Below are 22,351 nucleotides of genomic sequence, written 5' to 3'. Positions count from 1 at the left end.
GCTAGCGCATCACGGTTCCCGCGCTGTCGAGCACGAAGTCGACGCAGAACACGACGAGCCGGCTCTGCGCGCGGATCGCGACGGCGGCCGTGTAGCAGTCGCGGCCTTCCGTCAGCGAGAAGTGCGGGCCCATCAGCGCGACGCGCCCGGGCGCGGCGATCGCGCGCTGGAAGTACGGGCGGCGCGACCAGTTGCTGTGGGTTTCCGGGAACAGCGGCGACAGGCGGGTGGCGCTCGCCTGGCCGTCGTCGGGGGGCGCGCCGATCGACGGCAGGAACTGCTCGCCGATCTCGTCGGTGACGAACACGCGGCGCGCGGCCGGCACCGCGAACACGCGTTGCGCGGCATCCTGCAGGTTGCCGCTCGCGGAAAACGCGGCTGCGCCCGTGAGCACGAGCCGCTCGATCGCGTCGAAGCCCGGCTGCTCGGCGATGGCCGGCGTGTGCCGGCGCGCGATGAAGCGCTTCCACGCGGCGTCGAGCATCGCGGGCGCGGCCGCGCTCGCGTGCGCGATCGATGTATCGGGCTGGCCGAACTGGAAGCCCTGCACGAAATCGATGTCGGCTTCCATCAGCGCCTGCAGCGCGTCGTCGCTTTCGACGCCCTCGGCAAGCACCATCGCGCCGGCCTGGTGCAGCATCGACACGAGGTGATGCATGATACGGCGGTCGTCGGCCGACCCGGTCGAGCGCTCGACGAGCGAGCGATCGAGCTTGACGATGTCGGGCCGCGCGCGCCACACGCGGTCGAAATTCGAGAATCCCGTGCCGAAATCGTCGATCGCGATCAGGAAGTCGCGATGCTGGATCATGTCGATCGTGCGGGCGAGCGCGGCTTCGTCGCGCGACGGCTGTTCGACGACTTCCAGCACGATGCGGTTCGGCGGCAACCCGAAATGCCGGCACAGCGCCTCGACGAACTCGCGCTGCACGAGGCCCGAGTCGAGCACGCGCGGCGTCACGTTCAGGAACAGCCAGCCGTCGCCGATGCCCTGCGCGACGAAATTGGCCGTGTGCAGGCAGCGCGCGAGCCGGTCGAGCAGCAGCGCATCGGCGTCGGCGCGCGTCTTGTCGAAGAGGGCGGTGGGCGAGACCAGCGCGCCGTTCGCGTCGACGACGCGCAGCAGCGCCTCGTAGCCGACCACGCGCTTGTGCGTGATCGACAGCACGGGCTGGAATACGCTGCGCAGCGTCGTGGTGCGATAGGTGGCGAGCCAGCCGCCGGGCGTCAGCGTGAGGCGTTCGAGCAGGGAATCGAGCGACAGGTCGTGGGCGGGCTTCATGTCAACGGTGCCCGGGGGCGAGCGGCGGGGCGGCAGTGCGCTGCCACACTGAAGCAGTCGCATGCGCAGGCGGACGCGAAAGAACGTGGGGCATCGTGACCGCCTTCTGCGGATGAGTGTTCCGAGTGTAACGGGAATGCGGCGCCGCGCGTATCAGGGAAACTCCACACGCACGCGGTACGCGGCCGCGGCCATGGCGGCGCGCAGCGATGACCGGCGCCGCCCGAGTGCGCGCGGTGCATCACCGCCACGAAGCGAAGGGCGCCGCGCAAGCACATGACAATCCGGTGGCATGGTGCGATGGCATGACCCGTGCGTCGCCGCCGCATGGTGTGCGTGGCGGCGCGGGAAAACCCGCGGCGGGCAGCCCCGCGCGCGGGCGGGCGCGCCGTCGGATGAATGCCGGCGCGCCGGGGGAACCGGTTGCGCTCGGCCGCCGGTGGTCACCGCACGACGGCCGGCAGCGCGCGCGCCCTGATTCTCAGGTTGCTTCGCCGCTACGCGGCCCCAGACCGGGAATCCGCTTGATCACGCCGGTCGCGAGCGCGGTGCCGACGAGCACGATCGCGCAGCCTTCGATCATCACGGCCGACACGTGTTCGTCGAGGAACAGCGCGCCCCACAGCAGGCCGAACACCGGGATCACGAACGTCACGGTAATCGCGCGGGCGGGGCCGACATGCGCGATCAGGTAGAAGAAGATGAAATACGCGATGCCCGTGCATGCGATGCCGAGGCCGAGCACGGCGCCCCATGCGTGCGCGCCGACCGACGCGGCCGGCCAGGTGGCGATCGCGAACGGCAGCAGCAGGACGGTCGAGCCGATCATGCTGCCGGTCGCGTTGACGAGCGGGTCGACGCCGCTGAGCTTGCGCTTCGTGTAATTGGCCGCGATGCCGTACAGCAGCGTCGCGCCGAGCGCCGCGGCGGCGGCAAGCGCCGTCGTGCCGGCGCCCGTGTCGCCGTGCGCATTCGCGATCTGGTTCCACACGAGCGTGATCACGCCGGCAAAACCGATCACGAGGCCGAGCGCGCGCGGCAGCGACAGTTTGTCCTTCAGCCACAGGTAGGCCACGAGCGCGCCCCACAGCGGCGTCGTCGCGTTGATCACCGACGTCAGGCCGGCCGACAGCGTCAGTTCGGCGAACGCGAACAGGCAGAACGGTATGCCCGAGTTCAGCGCGCCGACGACGAACAATGGCCATGCATGACGGCGCAGCCGCGCGCCGAGATCGGCGGGTTTGAAGCGCGTCAGCGCAAAGCCGGTGAGAAACAGCGCACCGATGCCCACGCGCAGTGCCATCAGCGGCGCGACGCCGAAATCGATCACGCCGATCCGGATGAACAGGAACGAAGCGCCCCACAGGGCAGCGAGCACGGTCAGCAGAATGGCGTTCTTGGGTGACATCGAGCGTGAGGGCGAGGGACGGGATGCGGTGAATCTTACACTGCGTTACCACGCCGTCGTTTCACGATTCGATGAAATGGCAAGAAACGGGAAATGCCGCCGGAAGCAGCCGCGGGACTGCCGGCTGCCGGCGGCGTTGCCCGATCAGTGATGGCGCCAGCCGCCGCGTCCGCCGAAGCCGAAATTGAGCGACACCGCCGGTCCCCAATAGCCGCCCCACGCCGGTGCATACGCAGGCGCCGGATAGTAGTAGGCGGGGCCCGGATCGACGTACACGGGCGCCGGCTGCACCGGTGCCGCCGTGTAATAGCCGCCAGGATAATAGCCGTATGGGTAGTAGCAGCCGGCGAGCGTCGTGCAGGCGAGCGCCGCGGCGACGAGGGTCCTGTTCATGATGTTTCTCCGGCGAAGCCGGCAATCGGCAGATGCTTAAGCTTAGGCCGCGCGCCGATGACACGGTGTGCAAAACGGTAACGGATCATTTCCGGCCCGCTGCTGCCCGTGTTGCGGCGCCGCATGCGAAAACGGCGCTTCCGCACCGCGGAAACGCCGCTTGATTGAAATGTTGCGCCGCGTCTGGCAGACCGCGTCCAGCCGTTTTACTTGCCGATCTGGTTGCCGATGATGCCGCCAGCCGCCGCGCCGCCCAGCGTCGACAGCGCGTTGCCGCCGATCGCCGCGCCGGCGACGCCGCCGACACCCGCACCGATTGCCGTGTCGCGCTGGCGTCTCGTCATCGAATCGCAGGCCGACAGGCTTGTCACCGTCGCGACGAGGAGCGCACATACCCCAATACGCCGAATCGATTTCATGATCGTTGTCCTGTGGTTGTGAACGGAAGGCGCGCGACCGGCGGGCGGCCACGCATGTTTTCAATCTACGCGCCGTCCCGCGCCGCTGCTGTAAGGACTTGTTAAGCCTCGCGCGGTTTCGTAATCATTTGTTTCCCCGTGCGCCGGCAGGCACGCGACATGCGCAGGCCACGCGACATGCGTAAAAAAGCCCGCTCGAAAGCGGGCTTCGTGCATCGCGATGCATGTCAGGTGCGGATCGCCGCGTTCGCTCGTTCGCTTATTGACGGTGATAGATCTCGGCGCCGGTCTTGACGAACTCGACCGCCTTCACTTCCATCCCCTTCTTCAGCGCTTCGGTTTCCGACACGCCCTGCTGCGCCGCAAATTCGCGCACGTCCTGCGTGATCTTCATCGAGCAGAAGTGCGGGCCGCACATCGAGCAGAAGTGCGCGACCTTCGCCGAATCCTTCGGCAGCGTTTCGTCGTGGAATTCGCGCGCCTTGTCCGGATCGAGGCCGATGTTGAACTGGTCTTCCCAGCGGAACTCGAAGCGCGCCTTCGACAGCGCGTTGTCGCGCACCTGCGCGCCCGGGTGGCCCTTCGCGAGGTCGGCGGCGTGCGCGGCGAGCTTGTACGTGATGATGCCTTCCTTCACGTCGTCCTTGTTCGGCAGACCGAGGTGCTCCTTCGGCGTCACGTAGCACAGCATCGCGGTGCCGAACCAGCCGATCATCGCGGCGCCGATGCCCGACGTGATGTGGTCGTAGCCCGGTGCGATGTCGGTGGTGAGGGGCCCGAGCGTGTAGAACGGCGCTTCCTTGCACCAGTCGAGCTGGAGATCCATGTTCTCCTTGATCAGCTGCATCGGCACGTGGCCGGGGCCTTCGATCATCACCTGCACGTCGTGCTTCCACGCGATCTGCGTGAGTTCGCCGAGCGTCTTCAGCTCGCCGAGCTGCGCTTCGTCGTTCGCGTCGTAGATCGAGCCGGGACGCAGGCCGTCGCCGAGCGAGAAGCTCACGTCGTACGCCTTCATGATCTCGCAGATCTCTTCGAAGTGTTCGTACAGGAAGCTTTCCTTGTGATGCGCGAGGCACCACTTCGCCATGATCGAGCCGCCGCGCGACACGATGCCGGTCATCCGGTTCGCGGTGAGCGGCACGTACTGCAGGCGCACGCCCGCGTGGATCGTGAAGTAGTCGACGCCTTGCTCGGCCTGTTCGATCAGCGTGTCGCGGAAGATTTCCCAGGTCAGGTCCTCGGCCTTGCCGTTGACCTTTTCGAGCGCCTGGTAGATCGGCACCGTGCCGATCGGCACCGGGCTGTTGCGGATGATCCACTCGCGCGTTTCATGGATGTGCTTGCCGGTCGACAGGTCCATCACCGTGTCGCCGCCCCAGCGGATCGCCCACGTCATCTTGTCGACTTCCTCGCCGATCGACGACGTGACGGCCGAGTTGCCGATGTTCGCGTTGATCTTCACGAGGAAGTTGCGGCCGATGATCATCGGCTCCGATTCCGGGTGGTTGATGTTCGCGGGGATGATCGCGCGGCCGCGCGCGATTTCGTCGCGCACGAACTCGGGCGTGATCTCGGCGAGCGCATTCGCGCCGAATGCGGCAGCACCGAACGCCTGGCCCGGATGCTGGCGGCCCATCATCGCGGCGAGCTTCGCGCCGTTCGGGCCGCTCGACTTCAGACTCTCGATGTATTCGGCACGACGCTGGTTCTCGCGGATCGCGATGTATTCCATTTCCGGCGTGATGATGCCCTGACGCGCATAGTGCATCTGCGTGACGTTCCTGCCGGCCTGCGCGCGGCGCGGGTTGCGGTGCAGGCCCGGGAAACGCAGATCGGCGGTGGCCGGATCGGCCGCGCGCTCGAGGCCGTATCGGCTCGACAGGCCGGGGAGCACTTCGGTGTCGCCGCGCGCTTCGATCCAGCGCTGGCGCAGCGCGGGCAGGCCCGCGCGGATGTCGATCTTCGCTTCCGGATCGGTGTAGGGGCCCGACGTGTCGTACACGTAGATCGGCGGATTCTTTTCGCCGCCGAAGCCGGTCGGTGTGTCGGCCTGCGTGATTTCGCGCATCGGCACGCGGATGTCGGGCTGCGAGCCGGTCACATAGACTTTCCGCGAATTCGGCAGCGGCGCGACGGCAGCAGCATCGACGTGGGCGTCGGCGGACAGAAACTTCGGATTGGCGTTCATGCAATCTCCTGTGTGAGCGCCGGACAGGCGCTGCGGCGCTTGCCCGGAGCCCTTGACGAATGTGGGGCTCGAGCTAAGCAGGAGACGAGGCTTGGTGAGGCGGCGGATTCGTCAGAAGGATGGCGGCGGAATCCGTACGCTTCCCTGCGCTGGCATTATCCAGATCAGGTTCAAAGGGTATTTCTCACCCGCAATGCCGGTTGTTTGACCGAACGCATTGCAGGACCCCCGCGTTAGCAAGGGCACACGATACACCGGCTTTGCGGCGGTTTCAACCGGGCGTACAGTGATTATCCCGGTGCAGTCGCGCTGTGGCGGGCTGCATGGCAGGCGGGTGCGCCGCAACACGCTCGGTTGTCGTTCGGTCCGGCAGCTCGGTCGGCGGCGGATGAGCGGTGCAGCATGGCGGGCTGTCCGGCCGGCACAAAAAAATATTTTCAGATCGGCTGTCATTTCCCGTGACGTCGTCCGTCTATTCGGCTCCTCAAACCCATGTTTCGGAGAGATGTCATGAAAAAAGTACTGATCGCAGCCTGTGTCGCCGGTTTCGCCATGGTCGCAACGGGTGCGTATGCGCAGAACGACGCGATGTCGAAGGAAGGTTCGTCGATGTCGAAGGACGCGATGGGCCACGACGCGATGGCCAAGGACGGCGCGATGAAGAAGGACGCCATGAAGAAGCACGCGATGAAGAAGGACGCGATGTCGCACGACTCGATGGGCAAGCCGAAGTCGGACGACAAGATGGCCCCGTCGAACTGACGGAAACGGACGGAGCGCGGCCGACGCGCGTGTCGTTGCTGCGTGCCGGGACGGCACGCGGTGCCGGCCGACGCGCGGCACGCGCAACGCCGCACGTCAGCGCATGCGTTGCGTGGCCGGTCTTCGGCCCCGTCTCGCGCTCTGTCGCCTCATTCCGGGAGTTTTCATCATGCAAACCGTTCCCGCCACAGGGCGCGCGGCCGCCACGCCGCCCGCGCGCCCGATCCATCCGCTGTGGGTGCGCGCGAGCCACTGGCTCAACGCGCTCGCGGCCGTGCTGATGGCGCTGTCCGGCTGGCGCATCTACGACGCGTCGCCGATCTATCCGCCGTTCACGTTTCCTCACGGCATCACGATCGGCGGCTGGCTCGGCGGCGCGCTGCAATGGCATTTCGCGGCGATGTGGCTGCTCGTCGGCAACGGGCTGTTCTACCTCGCGATGTCGCTTGCGACCGGACGCCTGGTGCGCAAGATGCTGCCCGTCACGCCGGCGTCCGTGTGGCGCGACGTACGCGCCGCGCTCGGCGGGCGGCTGTCGCACGCCGACCTGAGCGTCTACAACGCGGTACAGCGCGCTGCGTACCTGACCGCGATCGTCGATCTCGTCGTGCTGGTGCTGTCGGGGCTCGCGATCTGGAAGTCCGTGCAGTTTCCGCTGCTGCGCGAGTTGTTCGGCGGTTACGACAACGCGCGCATCGTGCATTTCTGGGCGATGTCGCTGCTCGTCGCATTTTTTGTCGTACACGTCGCAATGGCGCTGCTGGTGCCGCGCTCGCTGCTCGCGATGCTGCGCGGCCGCTGACCCGCGAGCCGCGGGCGAAGGAAATCATCATGTCGGAATCCGAAAACAGGCGCGGCCAGCCGCGCTGGACCCTCGACCGGAAGTCGCTCGAACTCGACGTGCGCCGCGAGCTCGAGATGCCGTCGCGGCGGCTTTTCAACCGGCGCGTGCTGACGCTCGGCGGGCTGACGATGCTGACCGGCTGCACACTGCAGGACGATGCGTCGGTCAACACGTTCCTCGAGAAAGTGTCGCGCATGAACGATCGCGTGCAGGCCTGGCTGTTCAGCGGCGACCGGCTCGCACCGACCTACACCGAAGCCGACATCACGCGGCCGTTCCCGTTCAATGCGTACTACGGGATCGACGACGTGCCGCACGTCGATGCGTCGACGTATCGGCTCGTGCTGTCCGGCCGCGTGACGGGCAAGCGCGTGTGGACGCTCGACGAGCTGTATGCGCTGCCGCACGCGGAGCAGATCACGCGGCATATCTGCGTGGAAGGGTGGAGTGCGATCGGCCGCTGGGGCGGCACGCCGTTCGGCGCGTTCCTCGCGCGCGCCGGCGCCGACACGCGCGCGAAATACGTCGGCTTCAAGTGCGCGGACGACTACTACGAGAGCATCGACATGCCGACCGCGCTGCATCCGCAGACGCTGCTCGCGTTCGACTACGACGGCCGCCGGCTGCCGCCGGAATTCGGTTTTCCGATGAAGCTGCGGATGCCGACCAAGCTCGGCTACAAGAACCCGAAGCACATCATGGAAATCTTCGTGACCGATACGTTTCCGGGCGGCTACTGGGTCGATCAGGGATACAACTGGTTCGGCGGATCGTGAGCGGCGCATGGCCCGGCATTGCAGCGCATGCCCGTGCCGCGCTGCATCGCGGCACGGGCGTCATGCGTCATGCGGATGCGCGCACCTGGAGATCGACGCGCAGGCCGACTGCCGCGGCCATGTTCACGAGCGCGTCGAGCCCGAACAGGTTGATCTTGCCGCGCAGCAGATCGGAGACGCGCGGCTGCGTGACGCCCAGCCGTTGCGCAGCCTGGGCCTGATTGAGTTCGAGCTGTGCGATGCGCTGCTTGAGCGCGATCATCAGTTCGGAGCGCAGCTTCATGTTCTCGGCCTCGGCCGGCTGGCCCTCGATTGCGTCCCAGACGTTCGTGTAACGTTCATTGGTCATCGTTTCAACTCCATCATCAGCGTGCGATAACGCCGGGCGGCCAGGTCGATATCAGTTTTGTTCGTGCGTGCCGATTGCTTCCGGAAGCAGTGAAGCACGTAGACGGCATCGGCGAAGGTCGCGACATAGACGATCCGGAACGCGCCGCTCGCATCGCGCAGGCGAATTTCCCGCACGCCGACGCCGACGGTGCGCATCGGCTTCCAGTCGTCGGGCGCCAGGCCGCGCTGCACCTGGTCGATCTGGTGGCCGGCGTCACGCCGCGCGGGCAGCGGAAAGTCGCGAAGATCGTCGAGCGCGCTGCCGACGAACACGACCGGCTTCGGCGGAAGAATGGTTGAATTATACAAAATTTTGTATCGATGGTGCGGGTTTCGAACGGAGGCTGCGGACGGCGCGAGGAGGGTATGCCGACCGTCACGATAAGCGTGAATCGAAGGCCGGCACGCATGATTGGCTGTTCGGCCGATGTCTGGTTCGACCGTTACGGATTGCTACGAATTGCGTGTGGTACCGGCACCGACGCCGGCAATGTGCGCGCATCGCGCATCCGGCCCCGGATTTCAACCGCCCACCTGCCGGCCGAGAATTGTCGCGCCGAAACGTCAGTCCTTATCCTTTCAGACAGGTCTGACGATGCTTTCGAATCCTTGATGCCATAATCCCGAGCGTGCGCAGCCGAAACGGTTGCGCGCGTTTTTTTTTGCCCCTTTGCCGCCGCTTGCCGGTTCTCTTTCGTCGCCGTTCGCACTGCCATGTCGTTCCGCATGTTTGCTCTGCCTTCCCGGTCCCGCCAGGACCGTTTGCCGGCATTGCCGGCGTCTTTCAGCGGAGCACGCAACGCGACGTGCGGGCGGGCTGCACGATGACCCCGCTCGATCGCCTCCTCGATTTCTTCTCCCGCCTTTCGTTCCGGATCCGCCTGCCGCAAAGCCGCGGCGGCCGCGTCGCGCTGGCGCTCGTGTTCATCTATTTCGTCTGGGGTTCGACCTACAGCGGCCTGCATTTCGCGCTGCAGTCGTTCCCGCCGCTGCTGCTGTCGGGGTTGCGCAACCTGCTCGGCGGGATCGGCCTGTTCATCTTCGCGCTGCGGCGCAAGCCCGAATGGCCGACGCTGCTGGAGATCCGCAACTCGGCGATCGTCGGCACGATGCTCGTCGCGCTGTCGTCGGGCACGATCGCGCTCGGGATGCGCACGGTCAGCAGCGGCTCGGCCGCGGTGATGGTGGCCACGGTGCCGCTGTTCGCGACCGTGATCGCGGCGGTGGCCGGGCGGCCGGTGACGAAGGGCGAGTGGGCGGCCGTCGCGCTCGGGATGGTCGGCATCGTCGTGCTGAATTCGGGCGGCGCGGCAGCCGCGAACTCGGCGCTCGGCACGATCTGCGTGCTGGCCGGCGCGCTGTTCTGGGCGGGCGGCGCGCATCTCGCGACGCGGCTCAAGCTGCCGTCCGACCTGTTTTTGTCCACGTCGCTGCAGATCGGCCTCGGCGGGCTGATGTCGACGCTCGTCGCCTGGCTGCTCGGCGAACGCGTCGAGCAGCTGGCCGTCGGGCCCGTGTTCGCGTTTCTGTACCTGATGGTGTTCTGCACGATGGCCGCGTATGTCGCGTACGGCTATCTGATCCGCCACACGAGCCCGATCATCGCGAGCAGCTGCATGTACGTGAACCCGATCGTCGCGGTCGCGCTCGGTGCGCTGCTGCTTGGCGAACCGGTGACGATGGCGACCGTGGTCGCGACCGTCGCGATCCTCGGCAGCGTCGGACTGTCGTTCGTGTTCGATCCGGCGCGCCGGCCCGCGGCACGCGCGGCGGCTGCCGGTTCGCCGGTCGCGGCGGCCGCGTCGACGGCGGACGTTGCGTCCGCACCCGATCAGATCGCGCTGCCGGAAGCGGCGCCCATCCTGGCGCCTTCCGCCGTCCCGCTGGCGGTACCGACGCCGGCTGCCGTGATGGATCCGGCGGTGGTCATGGATCCGGCGCAGGCGTTCGCACCGCCGGCCGCGGGCGAACCGGCGGCACCGCGCGCCGACGCGTGATGCCGGCGCCGCCGGCCGCGCTCAGCCGCGCCGGCCGCCGCGATGGTGGGACCAGCCCGCGAGCGCGGTGAACAGCAGCCCGGCTGCACACATGCCGGTCCAGCCGAACGCGTGCCATGCGGCGACGCCGGCCGACGAGCCGAGCGCGCCGCCGATGAAATAGCACACCATGAACACCGTGTTGACGCGGCTGCGCGCCTCGGGCTTCAGCGCATAGATGCGCGACTGGTTCGAGATCTGCGCGGCCTGCACGCCGACGTCCAGCACGATCACGCCGATCACGAGCCCGACGAGGCTCGAGCCCGACAGCGCGAAGATCACGAACGACAGCGCGAGCAGCGCGATCGCGAGCGAGATGATCGTGCGCGGGCCGCGCGTGTCCGCGAAGCGGCCCGCGTAGGGCGCCGCAAGCGCGCCTGCCGCGCCGACGATCCCGAACAGGCCGGCCGCCTGCGGGCCGAGATGGAACGGCGCGCCGGCGAGCAAGAGCGTGAGCACGGGCCAGAACGCGCTGAACGCCGCGAACAGCGCGGCGCCCGTCAGCGACGCCTCGCGCAGCCCGCGCAGTTCGACCGCCAGATGCCACATCGAGCCGAGCAGCTTGCCGTACGGCAGCGTCGACGTCGGCGAGCTGCGCGGCAGCCGCAGCACGATCACGGCGGCCAGCGCGATGAGCGCCGCAACCGACGCGCCGAACACCGCGCGCCAGCCGAAATACTCGGCGACGAAGCCGGCGGCCGTGCGCGCGAGCAGGATGCCGAGCAGCAGGCCGCTCATCACGGTGCCGACCGCGTGCCCGCGTTCGGCGGGCGGCGCGATCTCGGCCGCGAACGGCACGGCCTGTTGCGCGATGGTCGCGAGCACGCCGATCGCGAGGCTCGCGACGGCGAGCACGGCCAGCGACGGCGCGGCGGCCGCCACGATCAGCGCGACCGACAGGCCGACGATCTGCATCAGGATCAGCCGGCGGCGATCGAAACGGTCGCCGAGCGGCGCGAGCAGGAACATCCCGGCCGCATAGCCGAGCTGGGTGGCGGTCGGCACCGCGCCGATCCACGACGCGCCGTCGGGAAAGGCCGAGCGGAAGCTGTCGAGCAGCGGCTGGTTGTAGTAGATGTTCGCGACGGACACGCCCGCGATCGTCGCGAGCAGCAACAGCAGGCTGCGCGAGTAGTGGGGCGAGGCGGCGTCGGTCGGACGGTCGGTGGAGGCGGTGGACATGGCTGCGCGGGCGAAGTTGGGCGGCGCGGCGCGCGGCGCACGCGTCGGGTGCGCAGGCGGGCCGGGCGCCAGCCGAGGCTGCCGATCATACCGGAGCACCGTGAATCCTGCCGGGCGCGGCGAACCGGCGAACCGGCGAACAGGCGAACAGGCGAACAGGCACAACCGGCACAACCGGCACAACCGGCACAACCGGCCGCCCGTTATCGCACGTCCTTCACGCGTTCAGTCGACCAGTTCCCCCGTCGGCTCATAGAACGGATAAGGCCCGGCGCCTTCGTCCACATACACGTGGTGCGACGTCATCCCCGTATCCGGCGCATAACGATGCACCGCGAACGCCGGCGGTTCGAGCCGGAACGCGGATGGCGCATCGGCCCGCAGGTCGAACGCGACCTGGTGCGCGGGCGCCGGCACGGCCGACGCGAGCGTGCCGCCGAAACGCGTAAACATCGTGCGGTGCACGTGGCCGCACAGCACGCGTTCGACGTTCGGATAAGCACGCAGCAGTGCGTCGAGTTGCGCGGCGGCGGCGGGCGCGAGGCGCAGTGCGTCCATATGGCCGATCCCCGATACGAACGGCGGGTGATGCAGCGCGACGATCACCGGGCGATCGCGTGCGGCGTCGAGCTGCGCGGCGAGCCATTTGAGCCGTGCGTCGCACAGGTCGCCGTGGCTCGCGCCGGGCACCTGCGAATCGAGCGCGAGCACGCGCACCGCGCCGACGTCGAGTGCGTACTGTACGAATTCGCCGTCCTGCAGTTCGGCGCGATCGGCGAACGCGCGGCGCAGCCCGGCGCGGTCGTCGTGATTGCCGATCATCAGGTAGTACGGAATCTCGAGCGGCGCGAGCAGGTTGCGCAGGTTGGCGTATTCGTCGTCGTGGCCGAAGTCGGTCAGGTCGCCGGTGACGAGCACGGCGTCGGGGCGCGGCACGAGCGCGTTCAGCTTCGCGATGCAGCGCGCGAGCGCGGCCGCCGTGTCGACGCGCCGGTACGCGAGCTGGCCCGGCCGCTTGATGTGGAGATCGCTGATTTGAGCTAGCAGCATCGTCGGTTCTCGGAATCGTCTGGTTATTGTGGGTGCGGCGTCATGCGCCGCGGTGGGGCGTGCATCCGTGGTGCATTCGAAGCGCATTACGCGCCGAGCGCGATCAGTCCTTCCGGTGCAATCGTAATGCCGACCGCGGTGCCGTGCGCGAGCGCGATGCGGCCCGGCACGTCGATCACGAGCGCGTCGGGCGCTGCGTGCTCGATCGTGAGCCGCGTGCGCTCGCCGAGGAACGCGCATGCACCGACCGTGCCGCGCAGCGGCGCATGCGCGGGATCGGCGAGCTGTGCATCCTCGGGGCGGAAGAACCACTCGTCGGCGGCATGCGGCGTGACGATCGCGCCGCCCGTCGTCACGAGCGCGCCATCGCGCCATTGTCCGCCAAGCCGGTTCAGCGTGCCGATGAACTGCGCGACCGTGCGGTTGGCCGGCCGGTAATAGATGTCGCGTGGCGTGCCGATCTGTTCGATGCGGCCCGCGCCCATCACGACGATCCGGTCGCCGAGCTCCATCGCTTCGGCCTGGTCGTGCGTCACGTAGACCGTCGTCACGCCGAGTTCGCGCAGCAGCGCATTCATCTCGCGACGCAGCACGTCGCGCAGTTTCGCGTCGAGTGCCGTCAGCGGTTCGTCGAGCAGCAGCACGCGCGGCCGTACCGCGAGCGCGCGCGCCAGCGCGACGCGCTGGCGCTGGCCGCCCGACAACTGATCGATCGGCTTGTCCGCGTGCGCGTCGAGCCGCATCATCGCGAGCAGTTCGTCGACGCGTTCGCGCAGCGCGCGCGGCTCGGTCTTGCGGATCTTGAGCCCGTAGCCGACGTTGCCGCGCACCGTCAGGTTCGGAAACAGCGCGTAGTTCTGGAACACCATGCCGACCTGCCGGCGCTCGATCGGCAGTGCGGTCACGTCGTCGTTGCCGAACGCGATCGTGCCGCCGGCGTCCGGCGTGTCGAGGCCCGCGATCAGGCGCAGCGTCGTCGTCTTGCCGCAGCCCGACGGCCCGAGCAGCACGAGCGTTTCGCCCGCGCCGATCGACAGGTCGAGCGGTTCGAGCACGCGCGTGCCGCGGAACGTCTTCGCGCAGCCGGTCAGGGTGATGGGAGTGGAATCGAGTTTCATAGTTGGTTCAACGAGGGCGGCGCTTGAGTGCACGCGTGCCGGACGGATCGACACCGAGCCATTGCATCGCGACGAGGAGCGGCAGCGTCATCAGCAGGAACAGGATCGTGTATGCGCTGCCGACTTCGAGGCGCAGCGACGCATAGGTATCGGCGAGCCCGACGGGCAGCGTCTTGGTGTCGGGCGTATGCAGCATCCACGTGAGGTTGAATTCGCCGATCGACAGCGTGAGCACCGCGAGCGCGCCCGCGACGATGCCGGGGCGCAGGTTCGGCAGCACGATCGTGACGAAGCGCGTGACGAACGACGCACCGAGGCTGGCCGCGCCTTCCTCGAGCGTGCGCAGGTCGGCGCCGGCCGCGACGGCCGCGACCGCGCGCACCATGAACGGCAGCGTGAACACGACGTGGCCGACGACGATGAACCACAGGCTCATCCGGAACGCGGTGAAGCCGCCGTACACGACCAGCAGCGCGAGCGCCGACGCGAGGCCGGGCAGCGCGACCGGCAGCACGAGCGCTTCCTCGATCGCGCGCGAGATGCGGCTCTTGCTGCGCGCGAGCGCATAGCCGGCCGGCACGCCGACCGCGAGCACGATCGCGAGCGTCGCGAACGCGACGTATAGAGACAGCGCGACCGAGCCGTGATACTGCTGCCACACCTGTTCGAGCCAGCGCAGCGTGAGGCCGCTCGACAGTCCGCGGAAATAGTTGACGGTCAGGCCAGCGAGCACCGACATCACGACGGGCACGATCAGGAACGCGCACAACAGCAGCGTGACGCCCCATTGCAGCGCGGCGATCGCACGCGCGCCCGTGACGCGCGGCGCGCGGCGCGCGACGCCGTTCGCCTGCGCGGGAACGGAAGCGGGAGCGGGCGCCGGAGACGGCGCGGAAGAGCCGGAAAGCGATTGCATGCAGGAATCCTCAGGCCGCGGCGGCGGCGGTGTGGCCGGTGAAGCGGCGCGCGAGCGCGAGCACGGCCCAGGTGACGACGCCGAGCACGATCGACAGGCCGGCCGCCGTCGCGATGTTCGCGTTCAGCGTGAACTCGGTATAGATCGTCATCGGCAGCACGTTCAGGTCGGTGGCCAGCGTGAACGCGGTGCCGAACGCACCCATCGCGGTCGCGAAGCAGATCGCGCCGGCCGCGATCAGGCCGGGCGCAAGCGCGGGCAGCACGATGTCGACGAAGATGCGCCACGGCGACGCGCCGAGCGAGCGCGCGGCTTCCTCGAGCGATGCATCGAGCTTCGATGCGGCCGCGATCACGGTGACGATCACGCGCGGAATCGAGAAGTACAGGTAGCCGACGAACAGGCCCGCGACCGAATACGCGAACACCCACTTGTCGCCGGTGAGCTTCGCGGACAGCATGCCGATCAGCCCCTGGCGCCCGGCGAGCATGATCACCATGAAGCCGACGACGACGCCCGGGAACGCGAGCGGGAACGTGAGGAGCGCGAGCAGCACGCGCTTGCCGCCGAATTCGCGGCGCGCGAGCAGCAGGCCGGAGATCGTCGACAGCGCGAGCGTCGCGAGCGTGACGCCCGCGGACAGCGCGACGGTCTCGCCGAGGCTCTTCATGTAGCGTGCATTGCCGAGCAGCGCCGCATACTGCGAGAAGAACGCGCCGTCGGCGGACACCTGCACGAGCGCCGCCATCGGCAGCAGCCAGAACGCGGCGAACATCGCGAGCGCCGGCGCGACGAGCGCGACGCGCCAGCGCAGCGGGAAAGTCTGATCGAGCATCGGTTGCGTCCTGCTGCTTACTGCATCACCTGCAGGTACTGCTGGCCGAACGCCTGCTGACCGGCCGCCATCTTGCCGAAGTCGACCGGCTTCGCACGTGCGTACTCGCTCGCCGGCAGGAACTTCGCGGCGACATCGGCGCCGAGCGCCTGTGCGCGCACCGGGCGCAGGTACGCGTTGGCCCACAGCTTCTGGCCTTCGTCCGACAGCACGAAGTCGAGCACCTTCCTGCCGTTCGCGTCATGCGGCGCGCCCTTCACGAGGCTCATCACGTACGGCACTGCGATCGTGCCTTCCTTCGGAATCACGAACTCGACGTTCGCGTTGTCCTTGTATTTCGCGCGATACGCGTCGAAGTCGTAATCGAGCAGGATCGGAATCTCGCCGGACAGCACGCGCGCATACGCGGTCTGCTTCGGCACGATCGGCGCGTTCGCCTTCAGCTTGCGGAACCAGTCGAGCGCCGGCTTGAAGTTGTCGACGCTGCCGCCGAGCGCCTGGTTGACGGCCACCGCACCCGCGTAGCCGACGAATGCGCTGGACGGATCGAGATAACCGACCATGCCCTTGTATTCGGGCTTCAGCAGGTCGGCCCACGAGCGCGGCACCGGCTTGCCGTCGAGCGCGTCCTTGTTCACGAAGAAGCCGAGCGTGCCCGAGTGGATCGCGAACCAGTAGCCTTGCGGGTCCTTCAGGTTCGCGGGGATGTCGTTCCAGTGCGCGGGCTTGTACGGCGCGATCACGCCCTTGTCCTTCGCCTGGAATGCCGACGACACGCCGAGGTAGACGACGTCGGCGACGGGGCTCTTCTGCTCGGCGATCAGCTGCGCGATCGACTGGCCCGAGTTCTTGTTGTCGAACGGCACGCGGATGCCGGTCTTCTGCTTGATCGCCGCGATCTGCGCGGCCCAGTCGGCCCATTCGGGCGGGCAGTTGTAGCAGATCGCCGTTTCGTCGGCGTGGGCGGCGGGTGCGCCGGCGAAAAGTGCGGCGCAGGCGAGCGGCGCGGCGAGTGCGCGCAGCAGCGAGGTCAGGCGAAAGGACACGGTGGGTCTCCGGGCGAGTGTGTGGCGCTGGGGTGGTGTGGTGGTCGGCGTGCGTGGTCGCACGCCGGTGCGTTCAGGCCTTGCGCAATTGCAGGTCGGTGGCAGGCGGCGCGACCGTCGCACCGTCGCGCACCGCGTGCGGCAGGATCAGCGACGTGCGTTCGATCGTTGCGCCGCCGATGCATTCGACGAGACGCTGCCATGCGTGGCGGCCGATGTCGCGGTTCGGCGTCGCGACGCTCGCGAGCGGCGGTGCGAGCAGTTCGCCGATCGCGATCCCGTCGAAGCCGAGCACCGACAGGTCGTCCGGGATCGAGAAGCCCGCGCGGCGCAGGCCGCGCATCACGACCATCGCGAGCAGGTCGTTGCTGCAGAAGAGCGCGGTCGGGCGCGTTGCACGCGAGGTCAGATGTGCGAGCACCGCGTCGGGCAGCTCGGGCGCGTTGAAGTCGACTTCGACCGGCGGCAGCGTGGCGACGCCGCTTTCCTCGAGCGCTTGCGCATAACCGAGATGGCGCTGGCGCGCGCGATCCGACGCGGCGAGCGAACCGGCCAGCATCAGCACGCGGCGGTGACCGCGCGCGGTCAGCACCCGCACGCCGTCGTAGGCGGCGCTGCGGTTGTCGACCGACACCGACGGGCGGCGCTGCGTGTCGTTGTGCATCAGCACGTAATGCGGGCCGTCGCGGTCGAGCATGTCGAGCAGCGGGTGCGTGTCCGCGTCGGCGACGGTCAGGATCAGCCCTTCGACGCGCTGCTCGCGCAGCGTCTCGATCGCGTGACGCTCGCGCGCCGCGTCGTACTCGGTCGTCATCAGGATCAGCTTGAAGCCGGCCGCGGTCGCGAGCTCGTCGATGCCTTGCAGGCAGTCGGCGAACACGGGGTTCGACAGCGTCGGCACGACGACGCCGACGAGCCGCGTGCGTTCGCCGCGCAGTTGCCGGCCGAGCGGGCTCGGGCGGAACTGCAGCGTGTCGATCGCGGTGCGGATCGTCTGCAGCGTGGCGGGGCTGACGGTATGCGGTGCGTTGATCGCACGCGAAACGGTGGCGATCGAGAAGCCCGCGAGGGCAGCAACGTCCTTAATGGTCGAGGTCATGAAGTAGCGCGATGTAAACGTTTTCGGCAGGGGGGATTATCGAAAACGTTTGTGACTTCGCGATGACTTGCGCGACGCTTGTTTCGCAACAGGCGCGATACAAACGTCAGACGGTTTGGGGCCGTCGGACAAGGCGGGCTCGATTGTATCGGCGGATGTTGCGGCGCGGGACGAAATCGCGGGCGGTGTCGTATCGGCGCCGATTACACTGGATGAAGGCGTGCGATGCGATGGTGCGTCGAGTGGCGATGGAGCGCGCACGTACGACGCGTCCCAACGCATGTTGCCCGAATAAGGGAACGCATGCGCAAGCAATGGTAGAATCGCGTCCGCCCTCTTGCCGGGGTGATGAAATTGGTAAACATAGCGGACTTAAACGATTGAGTGCCCGGCCGGAAACGGTCGGTGCAGAACCCTTCAAATTCGGCGAAACCCCTGATGCGCGCATCGAGGCAACGCCGAGCCAAGCCTCGCGGCTCCCGCGAGGAAGGTGTAGAGACTAGACGGGGGGCGCCTAAGGCGCACGGGCAGCGGTCACGCCCGCGCGCGACGGCGAAGGCATAGTCCAGCGCACGAACGGCATCGCGCTCGCGACGCCGGCTTCGAAAGAAGCAGTGTGACGAAAATCCGCCGCCTTGATTGGCTTGCCGGTTCAAGTCCGGTCCCCGGCACCACGATCGCTTCCACGCGATTCCATGAAGGCCCGAAAACCCGCGAGAGATCGAACGCTCGCGGGTTTTTTGTTTCTGCGGCGTTGCATCGGATGCGATGACCATGCAACCGACACAGGCGCGCGCGACCGCCACCTGCGACAGGCATACCATCCCGCCATCCCGCGCCTATCATGGCAAATATGCTCACCGCGATCGAGCGGGTTGGTCATCGACGGCCGGCGCGGCATTGCATAGATTTCCAAGGTTGGCGCGCTTATCCGCGCGCCAGCCCGCGCGCAGGCCGGCAACCGGCCGCGCGCGCCTATCAGCGTGAGACACAATCGAGCGTGGAGACGACACGATGAGCCTGTCAGAGCCATTGCGTCTGCATGTGCCGGAGCCCACCGGGCGCCCGGGCTGCAAGACGGACTTTTCCTATCTGCATCTATCGCCGGCCGGCGCGGTCCGCCGCCCGCCGATCGACGTTGCCCCGGCGGACACCGCCAATCTCGCCCGCAGCCTCGTGCGCGTGCTCGACGACAGCGGCAAGGCCCTCGGCCCGTGGGTGCCGGACCTCGACGATGCGCGACTGATCGCCGGGTTGCGCGCGATGCTCAAGACCCGCATTTTCGACGCGCGCATGATGATCGCGCAGCGCCAGAAGAAAATCTCGTTCTACATGCTGAGCCTCGGCGAAGAGGCGATCGGCACCGCGCACGCGATGGCGCTGCGCGACGGCGACATGTGCTTCCCCACCTACCGGCAGCAGAGCATCCTGATCGCGCGCGACGTGCCGCTCGAGCGAATGATCTGCCAGCTGATGTCGAACGAAGGCGACCCGCTCAAAGGGCGCCAGCTCCCCGTGATGTACTCGGACCGCGACGCGGGCTTTTTCTCGATCTCCGGCAATCTCGCGACGCAGTTCATCCAGGCGGTCGGCTGGGGGATGGCGTCGGCGATCAAGGGCGACACGAAGATCGCGTCCGCATGGATTGGCGACGGCGCGACGGCCGAAGCCGACTTCCACACCGCGCTCACGTTCGCGCACGTGTACCGCGCGCCGGTCGTGCTGAACGTCGTCAACAACCAGTGGGCGATCTCGACGTTCCAGGCGATCGCGGGCGGCGAAGGCACGACGTTCGCGGGGCGCGGCGTCGGCTGCGGGATCGCGTCGCTGCGCGTCGACGGCAACGACTTCCTCGCGATCTACGCGGCGTCGAGCTGGGCTGCCGAACGCGCGCGCCGCAATCTCGGCCCGACGCTGATCGAGTGGGTGACCTACCGCGCGGGCGCGCATTCGACGTCGGACGATCCGACCAAGTACCGGCCGAGCGACGACTGGTCTCATTTCCCGCTCGGCGATCCGATCGCCCGCTTCAAGCGCCACCTGATCGTCAAGGGCATCTGGTCGGACAGCGCGCACGACGCGCTGACGGCCGAGCTCGAGGCCGAGGTGATCGCCGCGCAGAAGGAAGCGGAGAAATACGGGTCGCTGGCCGACGACCGGATTCCGTCGCCGGCCTCGATGTTCGACGACGTGTACAAGGAGCTGCCCGCGCATCTGCGCCGTCAGCGCCAGGAACTGGGAGCATGACCATGGCGCACCAAGAGACAGCCACGGCGACGCAGCCGATGACGATGATCCAGGCGCTGCGCTCCGCGATGGACGTGATGCTCGGGCGTGACGGCGACGTGGTCGTGTTCGGGCAGGACGTCGGTTATTTCGGCGGCGTGTTCCGCTGCACCGAAGGACTGCAGAACAAATACGGCAAGTCGCGCGTGTTCGATGCGCCGATCTCGGAAGGCGGGATCGTCGGCGTGGCGGTGGGGATGGGCGCATACGGGCTGCGCCCGGTGTGCGAGATCCAGTTCGCCGACTATTTCTACCCGGCATCCGACCAGATCGTGTCGGAAGGCGCTCGGCTGCGCTATCGCTCGGCCGGCCAGTTCACCGCGCCGATGACGATCCGGATGCCGTGCGGCGGCGGTATCTACGGCGGCCAGACACACAGCCAGAGCCCGGAGGCGATGTTCACGCAGGTGTGCGGGCTGCGCACGGTGATGCCGTCGAATCCGTACGACGCGAAAGGGCTGCTGATCGCGTCGATCGAGAACGACGATCCGGTGATCTTCCTCGAGCCGAAACGGCTGTACAACGGGCCGTTCGACGGCCATCACGAACGGCCCGTCACGTCATGGCTCAAGCATCCGGCGAGCGCGGTGCCCGAGGGCTACTACACGGTGCCGCTCGATAAGGCCGCCGTGGTGCGGCCCGGCAACGACGTGACGGTGCTGACGTACGGCACGACGGTGCACGTGTCGCTCGCCGCGGCCGAGGAAACGGGCATCGACGCGGAGGTGATCGACCTGCGCACGCTGTGGCCGCTCGACCTCGACACGGTCGTCGCGTCGGTGCGCAAGACCGGGCGCTGCGTCGTGGTGCACGAGGCGACGCGCACCTGCGGCTACGGCGCGGAACTGGTGTCGCTGGTCCAGGAACATTGCTTCTACCACCTCGAGGCGCCGGTCGAGCGCACGACGGGCTGGGACACGCCGTATCCGCATGCGCAGGAATGGGCGTACTTTCCGGGCCCGGCCCGGGTCGGCGAAGCGTTGCGACGCGTGATGGAGGCGTGAAATGGGGATTCATGTCATCAAGATGCCGGATATCGGCGAAGGGATCGCCGAGGTCGAGCTGGTGGCCTGGCATGTGGAAGTCGGACAGACGATCACGGAAGACCAGCCGCTCGCCGACGTGATGACGGACAAGGCGGCGGTCGAGATTCCGTCGCCGGTGTCGGGCAAGGTGCTGGAACTTGGCGGCCGGATCGGCGAGATGATGGCGGTCGGCAGCGAGTTGATACGGCTCGAAGTTGAAGGCGATGGCAACCTGAAGGCCGGCGCACCGGTGCGAGAAACAAAGGTGGAAACCGCACCGGTTGCGGCGGCGCCGTCGACGCCGGTCGCCGACGTACCGGCTGCAAGGCCGGCGGCGCCGCGTCATGAGGCCAAACGTGATGCCGCGGAGCCGCATCGTGCGGAACGTGCCGGACTTGCGGCGCTCGCGCCGGGCGAACGGCCGCTCGCGTCGCCGGCCGTGCGTCAGCGCGCATGGGACATGGGCATCGAGCTGCGCTATGTGCGCGGCACGGGTGAAGCCGGGCGGATCCTGCACGCGGACCTCGACGCGTATGCGAAGACGAGCGGCGGTGCGGCGCGTGCGTCGCAAGCGCACGGCTACGAAGAACGCAACGACGAAACCGAAGTGCCGGTGATCGGCCTGCGGCGCGCGATCGCGCGCAAGATGCAGGAAGCGAAGCGCCGCATTCCGCACTTCAGCTATGTCGAGGAAATCGACGTCACCGAGTTCGAATCGTTGCGCGCGGACCTGAACCGCCGCTACGGCGATACGCGCGGCCGGCTCACGCCGCTGCCGCTGCTGATCCGCGCGATGGTGATCGCGCTGCGCGACTTCCCGCAGATCAACGCGCGCTTCGACGACGAAGCGGGCGTCGTCACGCGCTACGGCGCGGTGCACATGGGTGTTGCGACGCAGACGGATGCGGGCCTCACGGTGCCCGTACTGCGTCATGCGGAAGCGCGCGACGTATGGTCGATCTCCGCCGAAATCGCGCGGCTCGCCGATGCGGTGCGCGCGAACCGCGCGCAGCGCGACGAGTTGAGCGGCTCGACGATCACGATCTCGAGCCTCGGCGCGCTCGGCGGCATCGTGTCGACACCGGTCATCAATCATCCCGAAGTCGGCATCGTCGGCGTGAACCGGATCGTCGAGCGACCGATGATTCGCGACGGCGCGGTCGTCGCGCGCAAGATGATGAACCTGTCGTCGTCGTTCGACCATCGCGTCGTCGACGGCGCGGACGCGGCCGAGTTCATCCAGGCCGTGCGCGGGGTGCTCGAACGCCCGGCACTGCTGTTCGTGGAGTGACG

Annotated in this window: 21 protein-coding genes and 1 riboswitch; of the genes, 7 read left to right on the top strand and 14 right to left on the bottom strand. The window is 67.9% G+C overall.

What is annotated here, in order from left to right:
* Nucleotide 1 precedes the first annotated feature (1 nt).
* The 5 genes from KVT39_RS04765 to thiC form a co-directional block, all read right to left on the bottom strand.
* Nucleotides 2-1,282: an EAL domain-containing protein gene (locus tag KVT39_RS04765; protein ID WP_034183176.1), complete on the bottom strand. Its 1,281-nt coding sequence runs from the start codon at nt 1,280-1,282 to the stop codon at nt 2-4.
* A 481-nt stretch (nt 1,283-1,763) separates the two neighbouring features.
* A complete protein-coding gene (locus KVT39_RS04760; RefSeq protein ID WP_034183177.1) occupies nt 1,764-2,690 on the bottom strand; it encodes a DMT family transporter in 927 nt (308 codons plus the stop codon).
* A gap of 144 nt (nt 2,691-2,834) precedes the next feature.
* The gene (locus KVT39_RS04755; protein WP_034183178.1) at nt 2,835-3,083 is read right to left on the bottom strand and encodes a hypothetical protein; all 249 of its coding nucleotides are present in this window, start codon (nt 3,081-3,083) and stop codon (nt 2,835-2,837) included.
* A gap of 206 nt (nt 3,084-3,289) precedes the next feature.
* A complete protein-coding gene (locus KVT39_RS04750; protein WP_034183179.1) occupies nt 3,290-3,502 on the bottom strand; it encodes a glycine zipper 2TM domain-containing protein in 213 nt (70 codons plus the stop codon).
* Between the two features lie 259 nt (nt 3,503-3,761).
* Complete coding sequence (thiC, locus tag KVT39_RS04745) at nt 3,762-5,693, bottom strand: phosphomethylpyrimidine synthase ThiC (RefSeq protein ID WP_034183180.1); 1,932 nt, start codon at nt 5,691-5,693, stop codon at nt 3,762-3,764.
* Nucleotides 5,694-5,816: 123 nt separating this feature from the next.
* Nucleotides 5,817-5,933: riboswitch (TPP riboswitch) on the bottom strand.
* Nucleotides 5,934-6,203: 270 nt separating this feature from the next.
* On the opposite strand from thiC, the gene KVT39_RS04740 reads away from it, so the two are divergent.
* From KVT39_RS04740 to KVT39_RS04730, 3 genes are all read left to right on the top strand, one after another.
* A complete protein-coding gene (locus KVT39_RS04740; protein WP_217588017.1) occupies nt 6,204-6,455 on the top strand; it encodes a pentapeptide MXKDX repeat protein in 252 nt (83 codons plus the stop codon).
* 169 nt (nt 6,456-6,624) lie between these two features.
* Entirely contained in the window at nt 6,625-7,257 is a 633-nt protein-coding gene (locus tag KVT39_RS04735; RefSeq protein WP_217588015.1) for a cytochrome b/b6 domain-containing protein, read from the top strand.
* A 29-nt stretch (nt 7,258-7,286) separates the two neighbouring features.
* Nucleotides 7,287-8,075: a molybdopterin-dependent oxidoreductase gene (locus tag KVT39_RS04730; RefSeq protein WP_034183183.1), complete on the top strand. Its 789-nt coding sequence runs from the start codon at nt 7,287-7,289 to the stop codon at nt 8,073-8,075.
* A 67-nt stretch (nt 8,076-8,142) separates the two neighbouring features.
* Here the strand turns inward: KVT39_RS04730 and KVT39_RS04725 are convergent, their stop codons facing one another.
* Both KVT39_RS04725 and KVT39_RS04720 read right to left on the bottom strand, forming a co-directional pair.
* A complete protein-coding gene (locus tag KVT39_RS04725; RefSeq protein ID WP_034183184.1) occupies nt 8,143-8,424 on the bottom strand; it encodes a helix-turn-helix domain-containing protein in 282 nt (93 codons plus the stop codon).
* Nucleotides 8,421-8,774, bottom strand: a complete 354-nt coding sequence (locus tag KVT39_RS04720) for a type II toxin-antitoxin system RelE/ParE family toxin (RefSeq protein ID WP_034183185.1) — start codon at nt 8,772-8,774, stop codon at nt 8,421-8,423. The genes KVT39_RS04725 and KVT39_RS04720 overlap by 4 nt, the downstream gene beginning before the upstream one ends.
* 515 nt (nt 8,775-9,289) lie before the next feature.
* Here KVT39_RS04720 and KVT39_RS04715 point away from each other — a divergent pair.
* On the top strand, nt 9,290-10,462 hold the full coding sequence (locus KVT39_RS04715) for an EamA family transporter (RefSeq protein WP_217588013.1): 1,173 nt from the start codon (nt 9,290-9,292) through the stop codon (nt 10,460-10,462).
* Nucleotides 10,463-10,483: 21 nt separating this feature from the next.
* Here the strand turns inward: KVT39_RS04715 and KVT39_RS04710 are convergent, their stop codons facing one another.
* The 7 genes from KVT39_RS04710 to KVT39_RS04680 all read right to left on the bottom strand — a co-directional run bounded on the left by KVT39_RS04710 (nt 10,484) and on the right by KVT39_RS04680 (nt 17,747).
* The gene (locus tag KVT39_RS04710; RefSeq protein WP_217588011.1) at nt 10,484-11,683 is read right to left on the bottom strand and encodes an MFS transporter; all 1,200 of its coding nucleotides are present in this window, start codon (nt 11,681-11,683) and stop codon (nt 10,484-10,486) included.
* 225 nt (nt 11,684-11,908) lie between these two features.
* Nucleotides 11,909-12,733, bottom strand: coding sequence for a phosphodiesterase (locus KVT39_RS04705; RefSeq protein ID WP_217588010.1), 825 nt, complete (start codon nt 12,731-12,733; stop codon nt 11,909-11,911).
* 86 nt (nt 12,734-12,819) lie between these two features.
* Nucleotides 12,820-13,851, bottom strand: coding sequence for an ABC transporter ATP-binding protein (locus KVT39_RS04700; protein WP_152855269.1), 1,032 nt, complete (start codon nt 13,849-13,851; stop codon nt 12,820-12,822).
* 7 nt (nt 13,852-13,858) lie between these two features.
* The gene (locus KVT39_RS04695; protein WP_034183189.1) at nt 13,859-14,767 is read right to left on the bottom strand and encodes an ABC transporter permease; all 909 of its coding nucleotides are present in this window, start codon (nt 14,765-14,767) and stop codon (nt 13,859-13,861) included.
* 10 nt (nt 14,768-14,777) lie between these two features.
* Complete coding sequence (locus KVT39_RS04690; RefSeq protein ID WP_217588009.1) at nt 14,778-15,602, bottom strand: ABC transporter permease; 825 nt, start codon at nt 15,600-15,602, stop codon at nt 14,778-14,780.
* A 17-nt stretch (nt 15,603-15,619) separates the two neighbouring features.
* Nucleotides 15,620-16,648, bottom strand: coding sequence for an ABC transporter substrate-binding protein (locus tag KVT39_RS04685; RefSeq protein ID WP_072435914.1), 1,029 nt, complete (start codon nt 16,646-16,648; stop codon nt 15,620-15,622).
* 73 nt (nt 16,649-16,721) lie between these two features.
* The gene (locus tag KVT39_RS04680) at nt 16,722-17,747 is read right to left on the bottom strand and encodes a substrate-binding domain-containing protein (RefSeq protein WP_217588008.1); all 1,026 of its coding nucleotides are present in this window, start codon (nt 17,745-17,747) and stop codon (nt 16,722-16,724) included.
* Nucleotides 17,748-18,761: 1,014 nt separating this feature from the next.
* Here KVT39_RS04680 and KVT39_RS04675 point away from each other — a divergent pair.
* From KVT39_RS04675 to KVT39_RS04665, 3 genes are read left to right on the top strand one after another with little or no spacing between them, the layout of a single operon-like run.
* On the top strand, nt 18,762-19,994 hold the full coding sequence (locus KVT39_RS04675; protein ID WP_105390781.1) for a 3-methyl-2-oxobutanoate dehydrogenase (2-methylpropanoyl-transferring) subunit alpha: 1,233 nt from the start codon (nt 18,762-18,764) through the stop codon (nt 19,992-19,994).
* Between the two features lie 2 nt (nt 19,995-19,996).
* Nucleotides 19,997-21,037 (top strand): alpha-ketoacid dehydrogenase subunit beta, encoded by a 1,041-nt coding sequence (locus KVT39_RS04670; protein WP_217588002.1) that lies wholly within the window; start codon nt 19,997-19,999, stop codon nt 21,035-21,037.
* Nucleotide 21,038: 1 nt separating this feature from the next.
* Nucleotides 21,039-22,349, top strand: coding sequence for a dihydrolipoamide acetyltransferase family protein (locus KVT39_RS04665; protein ID WP_217588001.1), 1,311 nt, complete (start codon nt 21,039-21,041; stop codon nt 22,347-22,349).
* Nucleotides 22,350-22,351: the final 2 nt, after the last annotated feature.

Source organism: Burkholderia sp. GbtcB21 (assembly GCF_019091065.1).
Lineage (GTDB): Bacteria > Pseudomonadota > Gammaproteobacteria > Burkholderiales > Burkholderiaceae > Burkholderia > Burkholderia pyrrocinia_C.
The sequence above is the reverse complement of the archived record's forward strand: the minus strand, read 5'-3'. Positions and strand labels throughout refer to the sequence as shown.